This window comes from Enterococcus sp. FR204 (assembly GCF_031143325.1).
Taxonomy (GTDB): Bacteria; Bacillota; Bacilli; order Lactobacillales; family Enterococcaceae; genus Enterococcus_B; species Enterococcus_B faecium.
In genome coordinates this window covers 1-23,342 of record NZ_JAKZIW010000024.1, presented here as the reverse complement: position 1 = coordinate 23,342, position 23,342 = coordinate 1, and the positions used below count along the sequence as shown (strand labels likewise).

Here is a 23,342-nt window from a genome sequence, read left to right as displayed (position 1 = left end):
AAAAATATGCTGCGGTTTTTGATTTTATCTGGGTATTTCGAATTGATGATGTACTTGCAAGTTTCTGGCAAACTCGATCAATATATCAATGTCCATTATCGCTACTTAGCTATTCTTTCAATGATTTTATCTGCTCTTTTGGCTTTAGTTCAGCTGTATTTGTGGGTCAAAAACGGAAAAGCAGAGGAAAAGGCACACGAGCATGATCATGACCATGGGTTGTCAAAACCTTATCAACGTGGAATCGCTTATGTACTGCTAGCTTTGCCAGTAATCGTGGGGACGTTGTTTCCAACAGTTGGTCTCGACACTACGATCGTAGAAGCCAAAGGATTTAATTTCCCAGTAAGTAAAGAATCAGTAGGGGATCCGGAGATGCAGACACAATACTTAAAGCCGGATACCAGTATTTATTTCAACAAATCAGACTACTTAGACCAAATGAATGAGTTGAAAGAAAAGTATGGGTATAAGCAAACTATCAAGATCACAGATGAAAACTATTTAGAAGTTATGGAGCTAATTTATAATTACCCTAGCGAATTCATTGGCAAAAAAATCAGCTATGAAGGATTTGTTTACCAAACACCGAACGATAGCAATACAGATATTTTCTTGTTCCGATTCGGCATTATCCATTGTGTGGCAGATTCAGGAGTCTTTGGTTTGTTGACACATATGCCGGAAGGAGTAACGGTTAAAAATGATGAATGGTATAAAATAGAAGGAACCATCCAATCAGACTATTATCAACCATTCAAGCGTGAAATCCCATCTGTAGTTGTTACAAACGCTGAGAAAGTCTCTGCTCCGAAAAATCAGTATGTGTATCGTTCTTTTTAAAAGAACAAAATAAATAAACATAGCTCAGACAGCTGACACGCAAGGACGTCGGTTGTCTGGCTTTTTTTGCATGATGTATTCATTTGTTTGATATTTATTTTAGAAGCAGCATCCTGAAAGTATTTGATATCGGTTTCAAAGGTGTTGGAAAAGATTGTGAAGAGAATTACAATTTATTCCTAACATGTATGTTGAAAAGTTGTATGAAATGATTTTGATAGTAAAATATCGAGTGGAGGTACTTTTTATGGTAACGCGTATATTTATTTTGGATGATAGTTTGGTTTTTGAAAAAATGCTAGTAGAAATTTTGGAAGAATCCAGAATTTTATTAAGTCCTTGGAAATTTGAGATCGTTCAGGGATTGAACGTTATACAATTTGTTGAATTCATTAAAAATAATGAAATCTATTCCTCAGATATTTTTTTCCTAGACATCGATTTGAACGCCTATTATAGCGGTATCGAACTAGGCGAAATGCTTAGAGAAAAGAATGAAAAGTGTAAAATTGTTTATCTAACATCTCATCCGAATAAAGCAATAACTGTTATTAATCGAAAGATTACGCCTAGTGGTTATTTGATAAAAGAATTCACTTATGAAAAAAATAAAAAAAGCATCCAAAGTTACTTATTGAAAGAAAAAGAAAACTATCCTGTTCAACATGCTACGAAAAAAAGGTGGACAACTGTCCGTTATGGTAATAGCGATCACTATATCCATTACGATGAAATCCTTTATCTAATGAGCATGCCAGGTTATAAAAATAAAATAGGCCTAGTATTGAAAGATGAAGAGATTCTCGTAAACGGCACAATTAAAAAATATAAAAAATCACTCGAATATGAGTATTTATGTAAAGATTTAAAAGCTTATATCATTAATACTGAAAACATTACATCTATTAGCAGAGTAAACGAAATAGTAACATTTGCAAATGGAGAACAACTAGAGATGGGAAAGAGAAGTATTGATAAACTAAAGAATTTTATGCAAGAAAAGATAGAAAATGAATCATTTTAAAGAAAACAAAGACTCATATCTTACCTGTTAGAAGAGTGTTTTCCTGTAGAAGAGACAACCCAAGTAGCAGCCTAGTCGTTTCTATCCTTTTTTGTTATGCACTCTTTTTGACATTTACTCCACCAATAACGAAGGGTACAATAAAAAGTAATAACAAACAAAAGGAGTACAGAAATGATTGAATTCATCAATGTAAGTAAAAGTTACGGGAAAAAACAAGCATTAAAAGACTTGTCTCTCTCGATAAGACAAGGGGAAATTTTTGGATTTTTAGGACATAATGGTGCCGGAAAATCAACTACGATTAAAAGTTTAGTTAGTATTATTGAACCATCATCGGGAACGATTTTAGTAGATGGAATGAAATTGACGGAAAATCGCTTGAGTATCAAACAAAAAATCGGTTATGTGCCTGATTCCCCAGATATTTTTTTACAATTGACGGCTGGAGAATATTGGGACTTGATTTCAGCTGCCTATGAATTAGACACACAAAAAAAAGAAAAGCGTTTAGCAGAATTGACAGCGCTTTTTGATATGTATAGTCATCAAAATGAAACAATCGCAAGTTTTTCACATGGGATGCGTCAAAAAACGATTTTGATCGGCACGTTGCTGCCAGATCCAGATATTTGGGTATTGGATGAACCTTTGCAAGGACTTGATCCTCAAGCAGCATTTGATTTGAAAGAAATGATGAAGGCTCATGCCGCAAAAGGAAAAACAGTCATTTTTTCTACACATGTATTGGATACCGCACAACAGTTATGCGATAAACTGGCTATTTTGAAGAAAGGTGAATTGATTTATCAGGGGGCAGTTAGTGAATTATTGAATGGCTCACCTGATGAAACGCTAGAAAAGATTTATTTGAAAATGGCTGGAAGGCAAGCGACAGGAGATGGACCGTATGTATAAGCGACAATTATTAGAATTAATTCGAGTTAATCTTTTATATGTTAATCCACAGCTCACGAATAAAGCAAGAGAGAAAGGAAAAAAGGGAAAGCGATTAACTATCTATCTTTTGTCTCAAAATCTTTTTTCAGGGCTGATTTTTTTACTGATTTACGGATTTGCTATGTTTGCTATGAACTTTGTTAAATTGCCAGGTTTCTTTACTTATTACGTGGCACTTTTTGGTATGTTAGGTTTAACTCAAAGTATATCAGTCATTTATAATATCTTTTTTGAAGGAAATGACCTGCAAGTATTTTTGCCTCTGCCTTTTGGACAAGGACAGGTTTTTTCAGCAAAGATTTTGGTAGTTGCTTTGACCATCATTCCTTTTGTTTTTCCGCTTCTAGTCATGTTTATTTTAACCGGATGGCGAGCTGATCTAGTGATTTTTCTTACTATCATTATCTCGATCCTTTTGTTTTCTCTATTTTTGATTATTCTTTTTTGTCTGGCTAGTTTAATTGTTTTTGGTTTGGCTCGAACAGCAGTGTTTAAAAAACATAGAAAAACAGTGTCTAGTATCTTGCTTGGAAGCTCGATGCTGATCGCATTTGCTGGAATCATGTGGATGAATCATCAAACGGGGACTATTGAAAATGAGTTAACAGATCGGCATCCGATTTCGATATTATTGCCATTCTATGATGCTGCCAGTCAGCCACTTTCTCAACAAGGTTTATTGGGTTGGGGAATACTAGCTATCACGGCTCTGGGATTTTTCCTTGCTGTAAAACAGCTGATAGTACCAAAGCTTACAGAGCAACTGACTGATTCAAACAGTGAGTTCAAAATAAAAAGAACCCATAAAAAGAACCAAAATGTGCATCAGCTTTTATTTAGTTACAATGCTCAATTAGTAAAAGAACCTAATTTGATTATGCAAGTTCTTTCTTCTTCCTTGTTAACTCCAATCATTTTTATTCTTGCTTTTGCCCTAGGAGGCGAAATAAAATTAACTGATTTAGATAATAAGTTAATCGGTGTTGTTTTCCTGGTAGGGATCGCATTGGCTTTCTTAACAGTTAATCAGACTTCTTTTATCAGTAATCTTATTTCTTTGGATCAAGAAAATTTTCTGTTTATCCGTTCTTTGCCAATCTCTATGAACCAATATTTAAAAGAAAAGTTCAGATTCGGATGGATATTGCAGAGTTTTTTAACTGGTGGGATCGCATTATTAAGCGGACTGTCTTTTCGGCTGCCTTTGTTTTTTATCCCTAGCTTGCTATTTGGTTCTTTATTCGGCTGCTACTTATTGTCACTACGTTATTTCGCTAGAGATTATCGGTTGCTGCTACTGAACTGGACCAATATTAACCAATTATTTAACAGAGGTTCAGGAAGTTTGGGTTTAGTCGCAACTATGATGGGTTCATTGATCATCAGTATTATTCTTATCGTCTTATACGGAATGTTGGCTTTGTTTTATCCATTTTGGTTAGTGAATATTCCTGTGATCGGTTTAGTTCTAATACTTTCCGCTCTATGGATCGTTTATTATCAACGAACGTTTTGGAAAAAATTTGAATAAAGAAGAGGGGCCGTGACAAAAATCAATGTCGCAGCCCCTTTTTTACAGATAGAGGGTGTTCAAAAGTCAGTTTCTCAGTATTAAGTCAATTTTATGTAAAAGTGTGAGAAGCTATTTTTACAAAACTTTTTTTAATACTCAAAATTACTTCTTATTGCTCCTGCGGTTACTTGTTGCAATGTTTGTGAGAGATTTTGTCATCGCTCAAGGCTGAACGTCTCTTTCACAACTTTTTCTTTGTTACACTTCGTTTATTTAAAAAGCCGTTTTTTTCGTTTCAACATGATGGCATCACGCTTTACTTTGAAATTACGGATGTTATGGTTAAAGACTTCTGATAATACAAGACCTAAAGCGATTGCTCCAGCAATCATAATTGCTTGGACCGCATAATGAGCCGCTTCTCGATAGGATTCAGTAACGAGATTTCGAACCGCTTGATAAGCTAAACCACCAGGGACTAGAGGAACCATCCCGGGAATATTGAAAATCGTTACGGGCATTTTCAAACGTTTAGAGAAAAGATCGCTGATGAATGCTACTCCTAAAGAACCAAGCAATGAACCAAAAGCAGCGGATCCGCCTATTTGAACACAGATCCAGTAGATCATCCAGCCAAAAGCACCAGAAAGACCACAACAAATCAATGAACGCCTAGGTACATTTGTAATAACGGCAAATGCCGCAGTCGCTAAAAAACTAAAAGAAAACTGAATAAATATCGTCCCCATACTTGTATTCCTTTCCTAATAAAAAAGCTGGAAAATAAAAGCAATCGCAAAACCGATCATCGTAGCAGTCATCATCGCTTCTGTTCCGCGAGAAACTCCTGAGACATAATGGCCAGCTAGCAAATCACGGATAGCGTTCGTAATTTGAACCCCAGGAACTAAAGGCATCACACATCCGATAATGATTAGATCCTGATTGCTTCCTAAGCCAAAACGTACGCTGTAGATAGCGGCTATGCCAATCAATAAAGAAGATAAAAATTCCGATAAAAATTTGATTCTAAAAAATTTCAAACTATATAGATAAGCTGCGTATCCCAATCCTCCAATGACTAAAGTCACAGGTAAATCGGTCATCTTTCCGCCAAATAACACCATAATCGTTCCACTGATCACTGCCGCGCTAACGATTTGCAACCAGACAGGAAAGAAAGAACGGTCTCGGTCGATTGCTTGCAGTTCGCAGTAAAGTTCTTCTAATGTTAGCTCTGAAGCAACATATTTACGTGAAAGATCATTTACTTTTACTACTTTTTCTAAATTAATCGAACGGTTGGTAATTTGTTCCATTCGGATAGTCGAGGTACGATCAAGACCAATAAAGAGACCGGTTTGAGTGACATAGCTGACCAAACGGAAATTTCCAGAAGCTAAAGCAATTCGACTCATCGTATCTTCTACCCGATACATCTCCGCATTGCTTTCCATCATGATTTTCCCAGCGAGTAAACAAGTGTCCAGCAACAGATCTAATTCTTTTCCCGTCATAGCATCTTCTCCAATAATTGATTGATTAGTTTTATTTTACTACAAAACATACCAGAAGCGTAAAGAATAAAAAAACTTGAGGAAGGAATAAAAGAGGCGTATACTGTTTTTGTATTGCGGGTGTAGTTTAGTGGTAAAATCCCAGCTTCCCAAGCTGATGTCGCGGGTTCGATTCCCGTCACCCGCTTAAAATAGGTTGTGAAAAAGCTGCTCTGCAACAAGTAATAAGAACAGCCAAGCAAAAACAATTTTTACTTGGATGGACTTATTACCGCAGATGCAAGCTTTTGCGCACCGTTTACCAAGCGGTTTTGAAATCAGTGTATTGTCTTGAGTATGAAGAAAATTTTTGAATAATAATAAATACCTTACAGATAGAGTTGTGACTGATTAGAGACGAGGAATCCGTCTCTTTTTTGTATTTTTAAACCATCTTAAAATTGGTTTTATTTTTTTGCTGTTTCTATTTCTTTCCAGTATTTATTTATAGGGGAACATATGTTAAGATTTAGGGAGCTGTTAGTAAAGGAGTAAAGAAATGAGCAAAAAAACAACCAAGGCGATCGTGGGGATCGTCGCTGCTGTGATTGCAGGGGCATTCGGTGTTTCCACCACACAAAAAGATTCAGATATTTTTCAGCAGATTACAACTATTTTTGATTCCACACCACAAGCTTCTCAAGTAGCGGATGTGCCAGAATATGATGGAAAACATCAAGAAATAGAAATCAATGGGAATCAGCCGGAATTTACAAAAGAGGATCTTAGCCTTTCCAAAGGAACATGGGAAAGCTATTCAAATATTGATAAATTGAACAGAGTAGGACAAGCCAATGCTATGCTTGGAAAAGATTTGTTCCCTACTGAAAAGAGAGAGCCTTTGTATATTGACCCGACAGGTTGGAAACAAAAGAAATTAAGTGACGGGCAATGGTTATATAATCGCAGCCATTTAATTGGCTTCCAGCTGACTGGTCAAAATAACAACATTAAAAACTTGATGACAGGGACACGTTCGTTGAATGCTCCATACATGCTTGCTCACGAAAATGATATTGCGGCATATATCAAAGAAACAAATCATCATGTACGCTACCGTGTCACTCCTCATTTTGAGGGGGATGAACTGGTAGCCAGGGGAGTGCAATTGGAAGCAGAAAGCATTGAAGACAAAAAAATTGAATTTAATGTCTTTATCTACAATGTTCAAGATGGCTACACGATCAATTATGAGACAGGACAAGCAACAAAAACAAAAAATTAGTAGCAGCTATTCGAATTTTTTATGAATATTATGAAAAAATTGTGTAAAAACATACATTCAAAGAAATATAGCGTATACTTTATGAAAAGAGTACTTTTGATAAAGCTACAGAAAAAAGGAAAAAAACATACAAATAGTGTTTCTTAATTTATTCGGAAGTTTGGAATATTTGTTTGTAGTTTTCCCTTTCTTCGAGTAAAATAAGGTTGTAGAAGGTAAGCTGGAATTACCTTGCGGGAAAGAGGTGTAGAATCATGGGTTTTACAGATGAAACCGTACGTTTTGGTTTTGACGATAGTCGCAAAAAAGAAGTGAGCGAAACATTAGCGATTGTTTATCGGGCTTTGGAAGAAAAAGGCTACAATCCAATCAATCAGATTGTCGGCTACTTGCTTTCTGGAGACCCGGCCTACATTCCTCGTTATCGTGATGCTCGAAATTTGATTCGCCGTCACGAACGCGATGAGATCATGGAAGTAATTGTCAAGGACTACCTCTCAAATCATGGAGTGAATTTATGAGAGTAATGGGCTTGGATGTCGGTTCTAAGACAGTAGGTGTTGCTATCAGTGACCCCTTTGGCTGGACAGCTCAAGGAGTAGAGATCATTCGGATCAATGAAGCAGAAGAAGAGTTTGGCTTTGATCGGTTGAAGGAATTAGTAGCACAATATGAAGTAGACCGGTTTGTAGTTGGATTACCTAAAAATATGAACAATTCCATCGGACCAAGGGCAGAAGCTTCCATGTCATACGGAGAAAAGATCAAAGAACTATTCTCCTTGCCAGTTGATTATCAAGATGAACGATTAACCACTGTTCAGGCAGAACGTATGCTAGTAGAGCAGGCAAATACTTCAAGAGCCAAACGAAAAAAAGTCATCGATAAATTAGCAGCTGTGATGATCTTACAAAATTATTTAGACGGCTCAGGTAAGCAATTATTTTAATAATAAAAGAAAAGAGGTAATCTTATGACAGAACATAACCATTCCCACGACCATGAAGGACACGAACACATCACATTGGTGGATGACCAAGGAAATGAAACATTATATGAAATCCTACTAACAGTTGACGGACAAGAAGAATTTGGACGTAACTATGTTCTTTTATATCCTGCTGGTGTTTCAGAAGATGAAGATGTAGAATTACAAGCTTATGCATACATCGAAAACGAAGATGGAACAGAAGGCGAGTTAGAACAAATCGAAACAGACGCAGAATGGGATATGATCGAAGAAGTATTCAATACATTCATGGCGGAAGAAGAAGAATAGAACAAAAGAATTGATATGGTGCAAGAAAGCTGGACTCTCTGAAAAGGAGAGCCCGGTTTTTTTGTTTAGCACTACATTTCCTTAAAAAGTAGAAAAGCTTTCGAAGCCTCGTTCGTTTCTTTTACTGTATAATATAAGCAAAGAGTAAAAATCGCTAAAAGATATAAATAAGAGAAAGGATATACAAGATGATATGATTGGTCTGATTTATTTTGTGGTGATCGTTCTGGCAAATACAGTTGGCGCTATTTCCGGCATGGGCGGAGGCGTGTTGATCAAACCGATTCTTGATCTTATCGGTGCCCATTCTATTGCAGGTATTTCTTTTTACTCAACGGTTGCGGTATTCACGATGTCTATTGTTTCGACAGTGCGACAAGTATCAAGTGGGAAATCGCTGAATTGGCAGATTGTCGGTTGGGTATCTGGTGGAGCTGTAGTTGGAGGAATAGCCGGTAACATTGTATTCGAAGTTTTTTTAAAGTTGTTTGAAAATGAAAAGCATGTGCAGCTGATCCAAATTTTCTTGACGGTATTGACCTTGGTTTTTGCGTTCTTCTACACCAAGCATCATCAGCCAAAATTTCATCTAACGTCATGGATTTGGTATCTTATATGTGGGGTGATCTTGGGCTTTTTAGCTAGCTTTTTAGGTATCGGTGGTGGACCCATCAATGTTTCATTGCTGATGCTGATGTTTGCCTTGCCAATAAAAGAAGCAACGCTGTATTCTCTATCTACGATTTTCTTTTCTCAACTGGCTAAATTAGTAACGATTGCTTTAACAAGTGGCTTTATGCGCTTTGATTTATCTATGTTGTTTTATATTATCCCCGCTGCTGTTATTGGAGGTTTGTGGGGAGCAAAATTTAGCAGGATTTTGTCTCCAAAAAAAGTGACCTTTATTTTTCAAGCGATTGTCATCATGGTTCTTTTGATCAATTGTTACAATGCCTTTGTCATCTTGCAAACATTAAAATAATCTAGACTAACGCAAGTCAAAATCACTGAAACATATTGTTTTAAATGGAAAAAGTATACTATGATAAAAAAATTCATTTTAAAAAATCAGAAATTGGCTGGTGATTTGGATGTTACGGGAAATGCGTTTAGAAGATGCAGAAGCACTACGTGAAATCAATGCGGATCAATTAGGGTATGGTATACCATTAACCGTTACGGTGAGACAAATGAAGAAACTGCTGAAGGAGCCAGAGAAAAATTTTTTCTTGGTTTATGAAGATCCTACTTCTAAAAAAGCAGCTGGCTATGTACAAGCGGAGTCCTATGAATCGATTTTTAGCGATCCAATGTTCAATATTATGGCACTTGCTGTGTCTAAATATGCTGAAAAAAGAGGAATCGGAAAGGCTTTGATGACTGGCGTAGAAGAAGAAGCGAAAAAACGAGGAATAACGGCAATAAGGCTTAATTCTGCAGAATACAGAGTAGAAGCACACCAATTTTATGAACACATCGGTTATCATTCCGATAAAATGCAAAAAAGATTTTTGAAAATCCTGTAAATCTTTATCACAAAAATACCCGATCATCAAGCCGATACTTGATGATCAGGTATTTTTGTTTTTTTGACTAAGAAAGTAATTGCATCAAGAAACCAGAGATGATCAAAACGATGGCACCACCAAGCCGATTGCCCATTTGAGCAAAAGCAATAAGTTCCATCCGATTAGCTGCAGATAAGACAGCTACATTTCCTGTTCCGCCCATCGAGTTGTTGCATAAGCCAGCAGTAATAGTTGATTCGATTGGATATAAACCAAACAAACGACCGACAAATCCTGAAACAACTGAAATCGCGATAACACTTGTCAGACATAAGACAACAAATTGCCATGTCAAAGCAGAAGCTAATACATTCAGATTCAACAACGCAATACCGATACCGGCAAGAACAGCTGCTGTCAAGTTTTTGACAATCAAGTTATTGAACATGATAGCTGCATCTTCATAATATTCTGGTAATAGGTTGGCGATTTTACAGATGACAACGATAATAATCATAAATGCGTATGCATGGACTTTAGGAACAAAATAGTTACCAATTTGTCCTAAGATGAAGAAAGTCAATGATACCATCAAACCAACACCTAACTGTGGAATGGAAGGTTTCACAGTTCGAGGTTTTCCATCGCCAAGATCGCCTTTTTCCATTAATTTACCATTGCCGTTGAATTTTGGCATTGATTGTCCAGCACGAGCAACTAATGCTGCACCGATGATAGCTAAGACATTTGTCATTGCTGTAGCAGGAATCAGGCGGGAAATGATAGAAGAAGCATCCGTACCTAAAACATTTGCATAAATCGTTGATAAAGGAACGGCTCCGGCTCCAACACCACCAGCCATCGCAGGTAATGAGATGTATAAAACGGAATTTGCAAAACCATTTCCGATAAGCATGCCCACGAGTCCTACGGCAAAAAAGGAGACGACCATTGAAATAAGTGCAACGGGAATAAAACGAACAGAAGCTTTCATCAATAGATTACGGTTCATACCAAGGATGCTACCAGTAATCAAGGCAGCAATATAAAAGTCCAAAAAGCCCATATTGCTGACAAAGTTTTCTGTGGATTTCACTACATATTCAGGTAAGATCCCAAATGTAGCAATCGCAGCAGAAGCGAAGATCGCAAAAACGGAACCACCACCCAAATAACTTTTGACGATAGGGATTTTTGTCCCGATAAAATGAAATAAATTACCGAAAATAACCAAAACTGCGATTGGTCCAATCATATTCGTCGGTAATTTCCCTAAAGCCATTGCAATGATCAGGACAAGGACCATGATCAAATAAAGTGGCAAACTTACGCCGGTGATTTTTGTGGACCAAAAACCTTCTTTTTTCTTTTCCTCAACTGCAGTTGCAGTTGTTTTTTTTTGTGCCATTTTTACAGATCCTTTCTTATTCTGTATCGTATGAAAAAAGCCAAAGAAAAGCGGCAAAAGAGCAGGAGTTGGCTGGCCGCTGTTTTGCCGCAGTCGCTTTTTTCTTTTTAGACGTCATACAAAGTTTCTGTATGTTCTTTTACTATAACGATCTTAATCTTCTAAAGATTTATATTCAGGAACCCATTTAGCAGATTCAACTGCTTCTTTGATATCCGTGATTTCTTCACGATTCAAGTTTTGTGCGACAACTGATTTTGCGACAGTTTCAGCAATCGTTTGAGAAAATTCAGTGATTTTTGCTACTGGAGGCAAGATAGCTGCTCCTGGTTTTGTTACATCAACGATTCCGCCTAATGCTCGACTAGCTTGAGAAATGATTTCAGCATTTACTCGTGTAGCTGTTGAAGCAATCAAACCAAGTCCTAAACCTGGGTACATCAAAGCATTATTTGCTTGACCGATTTGGTAAGTTACACCATTATATTCAACATCAGCAGCAGGGATACCTGTTCCAACTAATGCTTTTCCGTCCGTCCATTCTATTAAATCTTTTGCTTTTGCCTCTGCCAATTTTGTTGGATTAGACAAAGGCATGATGATCGGACGTGGTGTATGAGCAGCCATTTCTTTCACGATTTCTTCAGTGAATGCTCCAGGTTGGGTAGAAGTACCAATCATGATTGTCGGATGGATCGCTTTTACAACTGCTTCTAAGTTTGTCAATTCATCAGCATTAGTGAATTCTGAGCGTTTGCGAGCGAATGGGATTTGACCAGGAGTCAATCCTTCTGTATCTTCAAACAATAAACCTTGTTTATCTACTTGATAGAAATGTTGGCGTGCTTCTTCTTCAGGTACACCTTGACGGATCATCTCATCTAAAAGGATGTTTGCGATACCCACACCAGCAGTACCAGCACCAAATGTCAAAATTATTTGATCTTTCAATTGTTCACCGGATATATTCAATCCGCCTAATACACCTGCTAGGACAACAATTCCTGTACCTTGGATATCGTCGTTGAAAGTAGTGATTTGATCTTCGTATTTTTCTAAGATCGCTGCAGCATTTCCTCGTCCAAAATCTTCCCAATGCAATAACAATTCTGGGAATAATTCGGTAGCTGATTGAACGAATTGATCGATGAATTCATAGTAAGTTTCGCCTTCTACACGAGCATGACGATTGCCTAAGTATAAGGGATTATTCAATAATTCTTCATTATTAGTACCAGCGTCGATCGATACAGGCAAAACTTGTGCTGGATTAATACCAGCAGCAGCAGTATAGACCATCAATTTGCCGATAGCGATGTCAACACCGTTCACACCCCAGTCGCCCATACCTAAGATTCCTTCTGCATCAGTCACAACAATCAAACGAATGTCTCGTCCATCTGCCGCGTTCTTCAAACTTGCTTTGATGTTTTCTGGTTCGTCGATTGAAAGAAATGCAGCATCTTGCGGTTTCAAGAAAATTTCGTTGTATTGTTCGATTGAATCCGCAACGACAGGATCATAAACGACAGGCATGAATTCAACTAAATGTTCGCCCATCAATTTATAAAACAATGTCCGATTCGTATTGAATAGATTCATTAAGAAGATACGTTTTTCCAAATCTGTTTGTTTGCTTAAGTATTGACCATAAGCTTGAACAGATTGTTGTTCCAGTGTTTGGACAGTACTTGGAAGCATACCAGTGATTCCATATTTTGCCCGTTCTTCTTTTGTAAAAGCTGTTCCTTTATTTAGAAAAGGATTATTTAATAAGTTTAACCCTGTAAGCATGAATGATTCCTCCTAAGTTTTAATACAAACGAAGTATAGAAGTCAGATGATGATATAGTCAAAAAGAGCAGGTATGATAAATTTTATTTATATGTAATATAGCCAAAAGAAATCAAAATAGCAGTATTTGTTCTTTTTATATCGACAATCCTTGCTTGAATACTATGCGTATCTCTTATATGCTAGAGAAAGAAAAGTAGAAGAATAAGGGATAGATGGAATGGATAAATAGGATTTCTGAGGAAAAAAGCACATGATAGCGTTGATAGGAGTCACCTATGTCAGGTGATAAAAATACATAAGTAGAAAATTAAGAGGAGGAACAGAAAATGCAAGAAGTTCAATTGATCAGAAAAAGCGAACTATCAGAAGGCGGTTGCAATGCATGTGGCGTAGTAGAAGCGACAAGCTATACATTAAAATTAGATTCCAATCAAGCAATAATCTCTGAACTGACAGTAGGCGGTCTTGTGGACAGTCTGGCGCTTGCTGAAGGTTTTACTGGAGAAGATATTTATGAGATGTTTTCAGAAGTCCGTCAGTTAAAAAAAGGAGAAAAATGCATAGAGGTTCATCATGAGAGCCCGAATGTGAGGTTCAAACGTGGTGATAATGAGATGATCTTCAAGAATCATGTGTCTGATCACACTGAACTATATGAAATCGTGAATCAAATACTGACTGGGCTTTTTGAATTAGGACCTTATGAGTTCAAGGAAGAAAACGGTAATCCAAAATTAAATGAAGAATGGCAAGAAACGATTGAAACACAAAGAAACAATCCACACTTATTTCAATAGTCTTCCACAGTATTTCGTAAAAATGTTGATGAAAAAGGAACACCGTTTTATCGAGAGGTTGTGAAAAAGTCGCTTAGTTTCGAGTAGTAAGAAAAATTTTGTGAAAATGGCTTTCCACATTTTTGCATAAATTTGACTTAATACCGAGAAACTGGCTTTTGAACACTGTTTATTCAAAAAAAGGGACTTTGACACGACTTTTGTCAAAGTCCCATCGGCTTTTTATCTATTTTTATTATAATCATTTCTTCCATAGTAGTGACATCTGGAATGGCTGAAATGTAAACAGATTATTTGCCTGTATCAATGTCGAAGAGTAATATAAAAAATGTAAACGCTATCATATTGTTTGTCATTCAATTTTTATAGAGAGAAGGCATTGAGATGGAAAAAACATATCAAGCAGGTACAAATGAAGGAATAGTAGATTTTATCAATATGGAAGATTTAGAAATCGCGGCTTCACAAGTAATCCCAGCTGGTGGTTATGGTTACATCAGCAGTGGTGCTGGCGACTTATTTACTTATCAAGAAAATGAACGGGCATTCAATCATCGTTTGATTATTCCTCATGTATTAAGAGATGTAGAATTACCCGATACAACTACACATTTTGATGAAGAAACGCTGACTGCACCAATCATCATGGCACCAGTTGCTGCTCATGGATTAGCTCATGTGAAGGCGGAGAAAGCTTCTGCAAAAGGTGTAGCAGATTTTGGGACGATCTATACAGCAAGTTCTTACGCTTCTTGTACTTTAGAAGAGATAAGAGAAGCAGGCGGGGAGAAAGCACCGCAATGGTTTCAATTTTATATGAGCAAAGATAATGGAATCAATTTGGATATTCTTGAAGTGGCCAAGCGTAATGGAGCAAAAGCAATCGTATTGACAGCGGATGCAACAGTTGGCGGAAACCGTGAAACAGACCGCAGAAATGGGTTTACCTTCCCGCTGCCAATGCCGATCGTTCAGGCTTATCAATCAGGAGTAGGCCAAACGATGGATGCTGTATATAAATCTTCCAAACAAAAACTTAGTCCAAAAGATGTAGAATTTATCGCTGCTCATTCTGATTTGCCAGTCTACGTGAAAGGTGTTCAATCAGAAGAAGATGTCTATCGATCATTAGAATCTGGTGCTGGTGGAATTTGGGTATCTAATCATGGTGGCCGTCAATTAGATGGTGGGCCTGCTGCGTTTGATTCGTTGCAATATGTGGCAGAAGCAGTAGATAAACGTGTACCAATCGTGTTTGACAGCGGTGTACGACGTGGACAACATGTTTTCAAAGCAATCGCATCAGGTGCCGATCTTGTTGCTATTGGCAGACCCGTTATTTATGGATTGTCTTTAGGAGGAAGTACAGGAGTCCATCAAGTGTTTGATTTCTTTAAAACAGAATTGGAAATGGTCATGCAATTAGCTGGAACACAAACAGTAGAAGATATCAAAAAAATAAAATTGCGTGAGAATCGTTTTATTTAAGAAACAAATGACGAAAACAAATAGGAGTGCGGCAGATGATGCCGTACTCCTATTTTTATAGTTCAAGGATGTCACTAATAGAATAATTTGAAACGAAAAAATAAAATTGAAATATTTTTTCATACTTAATAAAAAAGGAAGAATATTCATGTAAACGATTTTATTGTTTTTTTCTTTTTTATACAAAAAGGGTCATAATTTCAAGTAAACGGATGAATTCATGAGGATTTTTTGCATACTGTCTCTACTATACTTAGGTCACTAAGAAAAAGGAGTGATTTATTATGAAAAAGAACATGATTGGGATATTATTACTTTCAATACTTCTTCTAGGCGGCTTGGCAACACCAGCTTTTGCTGAGGGTCAAGCGACTTCAAAAGGAGATATTACCTTTACTGAACCAACAAATACCGTGGAGCCTCTTAACCCTACTGATCCTTCAAAACCAGTAGAGCCAGCAGATCCGGAAAATCCAGCAACTGGCCAGACAGGTCCTTTAACACTGGATGTAGTTCCCGGATTGCCATTTGGTACACACGAGATTGAAAGCGGAACAAAAACGTATCAAGTAGACGCTTCAAAAAACGATACACCTTATCTTCAAGTATCAGATCGTCGTGGTGTAGGTGCAGATGGCCAAGCACAAGGGTGGAACGTGACAGTTTCGGTTTCAGATTTTGTAAACGGTTCACAAGTTTTGCAAGGCGCTGAATTAGATTTTGGAACATCCACTGTTAAAAGTACGTCAGATAACGAATCCACTGGACCAACTAGTCAAACTGTAACTGGGTTGAGTAAAGCAAGTGCAGCGACACCAATATTTACAGCAGCAAAAGATCAAGGTCTGGGAACATGGCTTTCTGTTTATGATCCAGCAAATATCACACTGAAAGTGCCGAAAGCAGCAGCTGGAACATTCACGGCTGATTTGACTTGGAACCTCGTGGCTGGCCCAGTAGCATAGAGTATGAAATAAATTCAACAAACTGCGGTGAAAATACTATAGGTGAAGGATCTTTTACCGCAGTTGTTGTTGAAAGGATGTGGTGGACAATGAATCAAAGTAAACGACTGTTTGTTTCGTTTTTTTCTATTTTAAGTCTATTTTTCATTTTTCCGTCAATCAGTAAAGCAGAAGATTCAGCAGGAGACTTTGGGATCAAACCGGTATTTCCAGAGAATCAAATAGATAAAGCAATCGGTTATTTTGATTTATTAGTGGCACCGGAACAAAATCAGATACTAGAAGTAATTATCAGCAATTCTTCAGATGAAGAACGAACATTTGAGGTCTCTGTCAATCCGGCGGTAACGAGTGATGGTGGAACGATCGATTATAGTCAAAAAAAACCAACGTTAGATGAGACATTGCCGTTTGATGTCCGTGACGTTTTGCTCATTGCGAAAAAGGAAATCAATGTATCAGCACATGCAGAAACAACTGTACCTATAGAAGTGAAAATCCCAGCAAAAAGCTTTAAGGGACGTGTATTAGCGGGTATTCATGTTTCACCTAAAGAAGAAGCTGAAACAGAAAATGCTACAGAAGGAGCACAAATCAAAAATCGTATTGCTTATAATCTCGCAGTCGTTTTACAAGAAAGTCAAGAGACGATAGAACCGGATCTGAAACTTTTATCAGGAGATTTGGATGAGGTCAACGCAAAGCCAACTGTTCAGCTTCGTTTCCAAAATCCTCAGCCTAGGATTATCAGCAATTTGATATTTACGAGCAAGATCTTTTATGAAAATCAGCTTTATATTGAAAATACGTCTAATGCATTTTTAGTTGCACCAAATTCGAATTTTCACTTGAATCTTGATTTAGCTGGTGATAAAGCAAAAGCCGGCGATTACCGCGCAGAAATCATAGCAAAATCAGGCGACAGTAATGAATGGCGATTTACACAAAACTTTACGATCGAAAAAGAAAAAGCACAAAAAGTAAATGAAAATTCCGTTTTTGCAGTACAAGAACAATCTTTCCCATGGCTTTATGCAGGATTGGTTGCTGCAGTTCTAGTGTTATTGTTAATTTTGCTGTTTTTGTGGGTCCACAAGAAAAAAGGAGAAACAACATGATGAGGTGATTTCGTTGAAAACATCGATCTTATTGGGAGGGATTATTGCAAGTTTGCTGTTCTTCAGCTGGCAAGAGCCAGTCCAAGCAGATACCAAAAGTTCAGGTACGATTACATTTTATGATCTAAGTCCAGTTCCGCATCCAAGTGGTTCAGTCAATGGCGCATCAAAACAGCAGACACAGTCACCGATTTATAAAGAATCTAATCAACATGGCGTATTCCCGGAGACGAATGAACAAAAGATCCGTTTTCTTTATTTGATCATTGGTATAGAATTATGGCTTCTTGCGTGGTTGTTGTTATGGAGAAGAAAGGAAAAGGAGGATGAACATGTTGCTACAAAATAAATTTTCATTTTTTTGCTCCTTCTTTTTTACTTCATTTTTTGTTTTAAGTATATTTACCTTTTCACCTTCGACAGAAGCTGTTGGAGCAACGCCTCCTACCATTTCTTATGATCCATACACGTATGAAAATATCGTACCTCCAAATGGTGGACGTAGTGCAGTCAATGGCGGGAAGCTTGTCCAACTAACTGGGGCTAACCAATTGCCTAAATTGACTGCTACTTATTTGAACGATGGTTCAAATGATCCTTGGAAAGGTGGCACGGTCCGTTTTCATTGGGAAAGCCATGTGAAGCTAACAAATGTACTTGATTTGGTGAATATTACTGCACAAGGATTTGCGTTTGTGGCGATCATCAATTTGCCGGAACATGTATCAAGCAGTGATGTATTAAAAGCAATTGACTGGAACAACGCCTACTTGTATATTGCCGGTGCCCCCATCAAGGTTACTAGCGGAAGTTTATTATCAGCAGGAAGCCATACCTTGCGTTTTGGGATGGGGTCGTGGGATACTAATACTCTATTAGCAGATATTATTGCTATTATTACGCGAGGCGAATTCAACGTGGACGATATCCCGCTTCAATTTGATATTACAGCTAATGTAGCGAAGATGACAGAAAACGGAGATAAATATGATACGAGCCCAAACAAAATTTTGACAAAAGGCAGATTACAGCCTTCTGTTTCGAAAAAGGCCGTTTTTTCTGTTGATTTTTATGATTCGAATAATATTATCCAAGATCGTATGTTCAATTCGATTTTAGCTCCAGCTGCAGGTAGATTTTATCCTAAATTAACTGGCGGAAACTTGAATCCAGGAGTATATGCATTTTCTGCAAGTGCAGAGATAAATACGTGGAATAGTTACATCTCACCAAGTGATTCAACAGGAAAATATAATACATTTGCTGATACCACAGAATACGTGGATGGAAATAACCAGAACCTTCCAGGCTCTACCAATAGTCGGACATTGACGATGGGGCTGTCTGAAGGACGTTTTGATCAGTTGCCATTTAGTCGCTTTGATCGCGTAGTCAACTATTTTACAGGAAAAAACGTTACACAAGGAGCAACACTGACTCATACTCCAGCAAGCACAAGTGGATTGAACCAGACAGCCAATATCGTGTACAGTGGGAAAGATGCGCAAGGCGGATTGCTTTCTCCTGTTGCTTTAAAGGTATTGGAGCAGTACAAGCTAGACGGAACGGTTTTACCAACAAACTTAACAGCCGATAGTCAGTGGGGAAAGCTCCTTTCTTCTGCATCGTACCAAGTCACGGCCAATTGGTCAGCAACTGAACTAAAAAAGGGTTCGATCCATTCCAGGCTTTATTCGAAAGGAACCCAAAAATTAGCGACAGGATGGACAGATCAACTTTTCCAAACGATCCAATCAAATAACGGGGGTGTAAATACAGCTACTTCTACACTAACTGCATTGGCTTCAGGGCAATATTATTTTGATTATCGCTTGGTGGACGATGTACTTACTAACATGTATCCGTCTTTTGCGTACAAATGGCAGTCTGAACAAGCTGGAATCACCACTCTTCCTCAAATAACAGTGGCTAATTTTCCATCTGTGAGTGCAGATAGTCAGCTAAAAAACCTTAGTAGACAACCTGAGACAGGAGATCCCCTGTCTGCTCTATCAGGAGATACGATTCAAGAAAATGTGACATTCACGTTAACAAAATCTGGGGATGCGATAACCGACAAAAAAATCACGATCTCACTTCCTGAAAATACTACTTATATCAATGGTTCCTTAAAATTAAATGGTACAACTATCGCAGATACCGGCATTCAACAAGGAGTTTCTGTCCCAGCAGATCTATTGAGCAAAATAGGAGATACCATTCATCTTACTTACAACTATCAATTAAATACTGTAGATACTTCTGTACAATCCGTCAGCATACTGACAAAGGCAGCTGTACTTTCCAGCAATATTACATTAGCAGATGGTGCTAAGCTTCCTAACCCAGTTGTCCAAACATCTGCTAAAACAATTCTTGTCCCCAAACAAGAATTAACATTAGTTAATGTACCAGATGATTTTACATTTGGTAACGATCTCCCCAAACCGTTGAAGACAAGTTATTATGAAGCAAAAGGCGGTTTTTCTTTTGATGTGCGGGATACTCGGCTTCCAAGCACGTCTCCTTGGCAACTGACAGGGACATTGACTTCTTTATTTAAGAATAATCAAGGTCAAGAATTAAGCGGAACAAAATTATACTTCAATCATTCTGGATCAAAGCAATTGATTCAGCAAGGTCAAAACACGTTGATTTATGAGAGTGATGGAACAGCTAAAGGAGAGGTTCTCGTTGACTTTCCCGATACCGATGGTTTACTCTTAGAGGTAAATAGCAGTACGAATGCTCAACCTGGCGCAACGTATCAAGGCATGGTCACATGGGAACTGACAGCTGGGCCAACCAGCTAAGTGATTAGAATTTGTATGGATCTGTGATAACTGTCACAGATCCTCTTTTTCAAGGATGAGAAGGAAACTTCTGCTGTTAAAATCAGAAATGCTTGGAGGAGTGGACTTGGAACTTTTCAGTTTGCTTGAAAAAAATGAACAACGGCAAATCAAACTTTTCCAACTTTTATTAGAGGAAAAAGGAGAGATTTCCGTTAATAACGTACTTACCCGCTTATCAGTTGATCGGGCTACCTTGAAAGAAGATCTGTTTTATTTACAAGCTAACTTGGAAAATATCAAACAATTGGAAATTGTTATCCAAGAAGGGAATATTTTATTAATCAGACATGGAAATATAGCAGCAGTCGATGTTTATTATCATTGCTACTTGCGCTATTCTACAAAATATCAGATACTTCTTTATCTGTTGGAAAATGGCTCATTTGATCGGCAGAAACTTGTCATGGAACTTAATATCAGTTCGGCTACTTTGTCTCGCAGAGTGAAGGAATTAAATGATTCTTTAAATGAGTTTCATCTGAAAATAAAAAGCGGGCGGCTGACCGGTCCAGAAAGTCAAATTCGTTATTTTTATTTCCAATTATTTTGGTTTGGACGTCCTTATCTTGAAAACAAAAAAGAATACAGTGATTTATCAGGAAACACTTTTTTAGATCTGCTGCAAAAAGAGTTTAGTTTTGCTATTACAGAAGAAGGACGATTGAAATTTTAAATATGGCTTTCCATTATGAAGAAGCGAATGCGCTGTACGAAAAAATCCAAACCAGATTATAGCAATCTTCCTGTTGGATTGTTTCAAACGACACAATTTTTATTGGACCTCCATACATTTTTGACCCGTTACTTCTTTCAATATGCCTTTCCTTGGAATCAAAATGAAACGTTGGTTTTTTATCTTTTCATGATCAGTAACTTTACATTAGATACACATAACTCGCATGTCCAGGAGTTTTTGATAAGCGAAAAATACAAAGACGACGTAGTAGCTCAATTGAATCGAACGTTTAAACAATCGATAGAAGAATATTTCTCTTTTTATGTTTTTCCAGAAGAGATTTCGCAAAAGATTGCGTTGACAGTGATGCAAAATCACGCTCATTTTGCCTATTTTAGAGGATGGATGAATATTTTTGGCCAAGAAGGATTAAAACAGCGGTTAACTGAAGTAGAAGATAAACAATTCCTGGTTTTATGTGAAAGATTGGTCAGACAAACATTTGCTATTGTTGATTTTACTGAAGTAGACGAGGAAAATGCCCGCTTTGAATTATTTGCTCGCTATGCATCTATTTTGCGGACGCTGATCAAGCAGTTAGAATTACGTCTGCAAATTGCTTATGATCTTCCTTATGAAAGGCTAATGGCGGATATCGTGAAAGAAATCATCCAGGAACAATTGCTGAATACGATCAAGTATGATTTAGTCGAATACGAGAAAGAAAAGCAGTATGATATCATTTTGACTAGCCAATTGAAAGAGTACCCGTCACAGAAGTCCGCTAAAGTTTTTGTATTCACTAGCAACGAATATAATTATGATTTCCCCTATTTGAACCAATTTTTAAAAGAATGTTATTTAGAAAAATTGAATTTAAGGATGAATAAAACATGAAAATCGTGATCATTGGTGCTTCCCATGCAGGCATCACAGCTGCCCTAAATCTAAGAAAACTTCAACCGAAAGCAGAAGTTTTACTGATCGATGAAGATCATAAAGATGGACTAGGCTATGTTTCAAATGGAATCAACCTTTATTTAAAAGGAAAGATACGTAGTTTAGCTGAAGTTGCCCATAACATGCGGACTCTTCAAGAAAGTGGGGCAAAACTGATCACCAAATGGAGAGTAACTGAACTTGATCCAGACAAACATCAGCTCATCCTCGCATCCAAAGAAGGAAAAAACGAGACCATAACCTATGATAAATTAATCGTAGCAACAGGTTCCTCTCCTGTCACCTTGTATAAACAAATTGAAGCTGAAAATGTCTACACCTATAAAAATCTAGTGCAATCTAAGCAAGTACTTGCCGCTTTAAAAGAAGCAAAAGAAGTAGTGATCTTCGGTGCTGGTTATATTGGATTGGAATTAGCAGATGCTTTGAGAAATAAAGGATACATTATTCATCTAGTTGATTATATGCCGAATGTTTTATCAAGATATTTCGATAAGGATATGATCAACAGTTTTCAAAATCAGCTGCAAACTAAGCAAATCAATTTTTATCCAAATGAATTCTTGATCGATTGGAAAAAATCAGAAGAGAAAGTAGTATCCGTACAACTTCTATCTCAAGCAATAAAGGCAGATATGGTCATTTTTTCTGCCCAAACTCGTCCTAATACGACATTGTTAAAAGAAAAAGTGGCTTTGTATGAGGATGAGACTGTGATAGTCAATGAATATCTGCAGACAAGTGATCCGGACATCTATGCGATTGGAGATATCGTCCCAGTCAGTTTTGACAAAAATAAACGGCATCTCTTTTTACCTTTAGTTACTCGAGCTGTACATATGGCAAGAGCAGTAGCGCTAACTTTGAGTGGTCAGCCAACCGCTTACGACCTCAGACAAAAGATAACAGCAGCAGTCATTATAGACTACTTTTTAGGAACTGTAGGGCTGACAGAAGATGAAGCGCCATTCTTGGAACAAAATACCGGTTCGTGTTCAGGAGAATTTGATCTATTTCCACAATACGATGAAGAAAACAAAACAGTAAATGCAAAGCTGATCTACCATCCGGATACATTAGAAAGAATTGGCGGACAGCTGATAAGCCAAGAATTCTTATTATCAGATTTGAACCTGCTTGCGGATATCGTGAAACACAAAACTACGATTCCACAGCTAGCAGTTGAGGATTTTGGATTTCTGTCTGAATACACCTCTCGTTTTCACTACCTCAATGAGTTAGCTTTTAAAGTACTAGCTAAGAGAGCAAATAGCAATAGAGTAGATAAAAGACTGTGAGAAATATCACGGTCTTTTATTGTGTGGGGATATAATAAATATTAATCAATCGAGAATAAAAAATTCATATAA

At 37.4% G+C, this 23,342-nt stretch carries 21 protein-coding genes, 1 tRNA gene and 1 pseudogene; 19 read left to right on the top strand and 4 right to left on the bottom strand.

The window, feature by feature from the left end:
* The first annotated feature begins 6 nt into the window (after positions 1 to 6).
* The 4 genes from RG571_RS07200 (at position 7) to RG571_RS07185 (ending at position 4,358) form a co-directional block, all read left to right on the top strand.
* Positions 7 to 843, top strand: a complete 837-nt coding sequence (locus RG571_RS07200) for a TIGR03943 family putative permease subunit (protein WP_258430356.1) — start codon at positions 7 to 9, stop codon at positions 841 to 843.
* A 247-nt stretch (positions 844 to 1,090) separates the two neighbouring features.
* Positions 1,091 to 1,867 carry a LytTR family DNA-binding domain-containing protein gene (locus tag RG571_RS07195; RefSeq protein WP_002287742.1) on the top strand — a complete coding sequence of 259 codons (777 nt, stop codon included), beginning with the start codon at positions 1,091 to 1,093 and terminating at the stop codon, positions 1,865 to 1,867.
* Positions 1,868 to 2,041: 174 nt separating this feature from the next.
* The gene (locus tag RG571_RS07190) at positions 2,042 to 2,785 is read left to right on the top strand and encodes an ABC transporter ATP-binding protein (protein ID WP_002287741.1); all 744 of its coding nucleotides are present in this window, start codon (positions 2,042 to 2,044) and stop codon (positions 2,783 to 2,785) included.
* The gene (locus tag RG571_RS07185; protein WP_258430357.1) at positions 2,778 to 4,358 is read left to right on the top strand and encodes an ABC transporter; all 1,581 of its coding nucleotides are present in this window, start codon (positions 2,778 to 2,780) and stop codon (positions 4,356 to 4,358) included. The genes RG571_RS07190 and RG571_RS07185 overlap by 8 nt, the downstream gene beginning before the upstream one ends.
* A gap of 251 nt (positions 4,359 to 4,609) precedes the next feature.
* Here RG571_RS07185 and RG571_RS07180 read toward each other — a convergent pair whose 3' ends face one another.
* Together RG571_RS07180 and RG571_RS07175 are read right to left on the bottom strand one after the other, a co-directional pair.
* The gene (locus tag RG571_RS07180; RefSeq protein WP_002317916.1) at positions 4,610 to 5,089 is read right to left on the bottom strand and encodes a threonine/serine exporter family protein; all 480 of its coding nucleotides are present in this window, start codon (positions 5,087 to 5,089) and stop codon (positions 4,610 to 4,612) included.
* Between the two features lie 15 nt (positions 5,090 to 5,104).
* Positions 5,105 to 5,857: a threonine/serine exporter family protein gene (locus RG571_RS07175; RefSeq protein WP_002289867.1), complete on the bottom strand. Its 753-nt coding sequence runs from the start codon at positions 5,855 to 5,857 to the stop codon at positions 5,105 to 5,107.
* 116 nt (positions 5,858 to 5,973) lie between these two features.
* On the opposite strand from RG571_RS07175, the gene RG571_RS07170 reads away from it, so the two are divergent.
* From RG571_RS07170 to RG571_RS07140, 7 genes are all read left to right on the top strand, one after another.
* Positions 5,974 to 6,044 (top strand) — tRNA-Gly (locus RG571_RS07170).
* A gap of 351 nt (positions 6,045 to 6,395) precedes the next feature.
* Complete coding sequence (locus tag RG571_RS07165) at positions 6,396 to 7,121, top strand: DNA/RNA non-specific endonuclease (RefSeq protein WP_002300763.1); 726 nt, start codon at positions 6,396 to 6,398, stop codon at positions 7,119 to 7,121.
* A 254-nt stretch (positions 7,122 to 7,375) separates the two neighbouring features.
* Complete coding sequence (locus RG571_RS07160) at positions 7,376 to 7,642, top strand: IreB family regulatory phosphoprotein (protein WP_002290885.1); 267 nt, start codon at positions 7,376 to 7,378, stop codon at positions 7,640 to 7,642.
* On the top strand, positions 7,639 to 8,070 hold the full coding sequence (gene ruvX / locus RG571_RS07155) for a Holliday junction resolvase RuvX (RefSeq protein WP_002296503.1): 432 nt from the start codon (positions 7,639 to 7,641) through the stop codon (positions 8,068 to 8,070). The genes RG571_RS07160 and ruvX overlap by 4 nt, the downstream gene beginning before the upstream one ends.
* Before the next feature lie 24 nt (positions 8,071 to 8,094).
* A complete protein-coding gene (locus RG571_RS07150) occupies positions 8,095 to 8,400 on the top strand; it encodes a DUF1292 domain-containing protein (RefSeq protein WP_002290887.1) in 306 nt (101 codons plus the stop codon).
* A 193-nt stretch (positions 8,401 to 8,593) separates the two neighbouring features.
* Entirely contained in the window at positions 8,594 to 9,382 is a 789-nt protein-coding gene (locus tag RG571_RS07145; protein WP_258430367.1) for a sulfite exporter TauE/SafE family protein, read from the top strand.
* A gap of 109 nt (positions 9,383 to 9,491) precedes the next feature.
* Positions 9,492 to 9,926: a GNAT family N-acetyltransferase gene (locus RG571_RS07140; RefSeq protein ID WP_258430368.1), complete on the top strand. Its 435-nt coding sequence runs from the start codon at positions 9,492 to 9,494 to the stop codon at positions 9,924 to 9,926.
* A gap of 67 nt (positions 9,927 to 9,993) precedes the next feature.
* Here the strand turns inward: RG571_RS07140 and RG571_RS07135 are convergent, their stop codons facing one another.
* Complete coding sequence (locus RG571_RS07135) at positions 9,994 to 11,316, bottom strand: 2-hydroxycarboxylate transporter family protein (RefSeq protein ID WP_002317912.1); 1,323 nt, start codon at positions 11,314 to 11,316, stop codon at positions 9,994 to 9,996.
* Between the two features lie 153 nt (positions 11,317 to 11,469).
* Positions 11,470 to 13,110, bottom strand: a complete 1,641-nt coding sequence (locus tag RG571_RS07130; RefSeq protein ID WP_002306156.1) for a malolactic enzyme — start codon at positions 13,108 to 13,110, stop codon at positions 11,470 to 11,472.
* A gap of 329 nt (positions 13,111 to 13,439) precedes the next feature.
* Here RG571_RS07130 and RG571_RS07125 point away from each other — a divergent pair, with 329 nt between their 5' ends.
* The 8 genes and pseudogenes from RG571_RS07125 (at position 13,440) to RG571_RS07090 (ending at position 23,270) form a co-directional block, all read left to right on the top strand.
* Positions 13,440 to 13,910: a DUF4809 family protein gene (locus RG571_RS07125; RefSeq protein WP_002301065.1), complete on the top strand. Its 471-nt coding sequence runs from the start codon at positions 13,440 to 13,442 to the stop codon at positions 13,908 to 13,910.
* 384 nt (positions 13,911 to 14,294) lie between these two features.
* Complete coding sequence (locus RG571_RS07120) at positions 14,295 to 15,398, top strand: alpha-hydroxy-acid oxidizing protein (protein ID WP_002306159.1); 1,104 nt, start codon at positions 14,295 to 14,297, stop codon at positions 15,396 to 15,398.
* A 284-nt stretch (positions 15,399 to 15,682) separates the two neighbouring features.
* Entirely contained in the window at positions 15,683 to 16,363 is a 681-nt protein-coding gene (locus RG571_RS07115; RefSeq protein ID WP_258430369.1) for a WxL domain-containing protein, read from the top strand.
* 89 nt (positions 16,364 to 16,452) lie between these two features.
* The gene (locus RG571_RS07110; protein WP_002317910.1) at positions 16,453 to 17,481 is read left to right on the top strand and encodes a DUF916 and DUF3324 domain-containing protein; all 1,029 of its coding nucleotides are present in this window, start codon (positions 16,453 to 16,455) and stop codon (positions 17,479 to 17,481) included.
* Between the two features lie 13 nt (positions 17,482 to 17,494).
* Positions 17,495 to 17,830: a hypothetical protein gene (locus tag RG571_RS07105; protein WP_002317909.1), complete on the top strand. Its 336-nt coding sequence runs from the start codon at positions 17,495 to 17,497 to the stop codon at positions 17,828 to 17,830.
* A complete protein-coding gene (locus RG571_RS07100) occupies positions 17,814 to 20,294 on the top strand; it encodes a hypothetical protein (RefSeq protein WP_258430371.1) in 2,481 nt (826 codons plus the stop codon). The genes RG571_RS07105 and RG571_RS07100 overlap by 17 nt, the downstream gene beginning before the upstream one ends.
* 55 nt (positions 20,295 to 20,349) lie before the next feature.
* Positions 20,350 to 21,909 (top strand): annotated as a pseudogene (locus tag RG571_RS07095) (helix-turn-helix domain-containing protein).
* Positions 21,906 to 23,270, top strand: a complete 1,365-nt coding sequence (locus RG571_RS07090) for an NAD(P)/FAD-dependent oxidoreductase (RefSeq protein WP_258430372.1) — start codon at positions 21,906 to 21,908, stop codon at positions 23,268 to 23,270. The pseudogene RG571_RS07095 and the gene RG571_RS07090 overlap by 4 nt, the downstream one beginning before the upstream one ends.
* Positions 23,271 to 23,342 lie beyond the last annotated feature (72 nt).

Excerpts from the sequence above, each read along its gene's own strand:
- RG571_RS07200 (WP_258430356.1), top strand. The coding sequence starts at position 7 with ATGCTGCGGTTTTTGATTTTATCTGGGTATTTCGAATTGATGATGTAC.
- RG571_RS07195 (WP_002287742.1), top strand. The coding sequence starts at position 1,091 with ATGGTAACGCGTATATTTATTTTGGATGATAGTTTGGTTTTTGAAAAA.
- RG571_RS07190 (WP_002287741.1), top strand. The coding sequence starts at position 2,042 with ATGATTGAATTCATCAATGTAAGTAAAAGTTACGGGAAAAAACAAGCA.
- RG571_RS07185 (WP_258430357.1), top strand. The coding sequence starts at position 2,778 with ATGTATAAGCGACAATTATTAGAATTAATTCGAGTTAATCTTTTATAT.
- RG571_RS07180 (WP_002317916.1), bottom strand. The coding sequence starts at position 5,089 with ATGGGGACGATATTTATTCAGTTTTCTTTTAGTTTTTTAGCGACTGCG.
- RG571_RS07175 (WP_002289867.1), bottom strand. The coding sequence starts at position 5,857 with ATGACGGGAAAAGAATTAGATCTGTTGCTGGACACTTGTTTACTCGCT.
- RG571_RS07165 (WP_002300763.1), top strand. The coding sequence starts at position 6,396 with ATGAGCAAAAAAACAACCAAGGCGATCGTGGGGATCGTCGCTGCTGTG.
- RG571_RS07160 (WP_002290885.1), top strand. The coding sequence starts at position 7,376 with ATGGGTTTTACAGATGAAACCGTACGTTTTGGTTTTGACGATAGTCGC.
- ruvX (WP_002296503.1), top strand. The coding sequence starts at position 7,639 with ATGAGAGTAATGGGCTTGGATGTCGGTTCTAAGACAGTAGGTGTTGCT.
- RG571_RS07150 (WP_002290887.1), top strand. The coding sequence starts at position 8,095 with ATGACAGAACATAACCATTCCCACGACCATGAAGGACACGAACACATC.
- RG571_RS07145 (WP_258430367.1), top strand. The coding sequence starts at position 8,594 with ATGATTGGTCTGATTTATTTTGTGGTGATCGTTCTGGCAAATACAGTT.
- RG571_RS07140 (WP_258430368.1), top strand. The coding sequence starts at position 9,492 with ATGTTACGGGAAATGCGTTTAGAAGATGCAGAAGCACTACGTGAAATC.
- RG571_RS07135 (WP_002317912.1), bottom strand. The coding sequence starts at position 11,316 with ATGGCACAAAAAAAAACAACTGCAACTGCAGTTGAGGAAAAGAAAAAA.
- RG571_RS07130 (WP_002306156.1), bottom strand. The coding sequence starts at position 13,110 with ATGCTTACAGGGTTAAACTTATTAAATAATCCTTTTCTAAATAAAGGA.
- RG571_RS07125 (WP_002301065.1), top strand. The coding sequence starts at position 13,440 with ATGCAAGAAGTTCAATTGATCAGAAAAAGCGAACTATCAGAAGGCGGT.
- RG571_RS07120 (WP_002306159.1), top strand. The coding sequence starts at position 14,295 with ATGGAAAAAACATATCAAGCAGGTACAAATGAAGGAATAGTAGATTTT.
- RG571_RS07115 (WP_258430369.1), top strand. The coding sequence starts at position 15,683 with ATGAAAAAGAACATGATTGGGATATTATTACTTTCAATACTTCTTCTA.
- RG571_RS07110 (WP_002317910.1), top strand. The coding sequence starts at position 16,453 with ATGAATCAAAGTAAACGACTGTTTGTTTCGTTTTTTTCTATTTTAAGT.
- RG571_RS07100 (WP_258430371.1), top strand. The coding sequence starts at position 17,814 with ATGTTGCTACAAAATAAATTTTCATTTTTTTGCTCCTTCTTTTTTACT.
- RG571_RS07090 (WP_258430372.1), top strand. The coding sequence starts at position 21,906 with ATGAAAATCGTGATCATTGGTGCTTCCCATGCAGGCATCACAGCTGCC.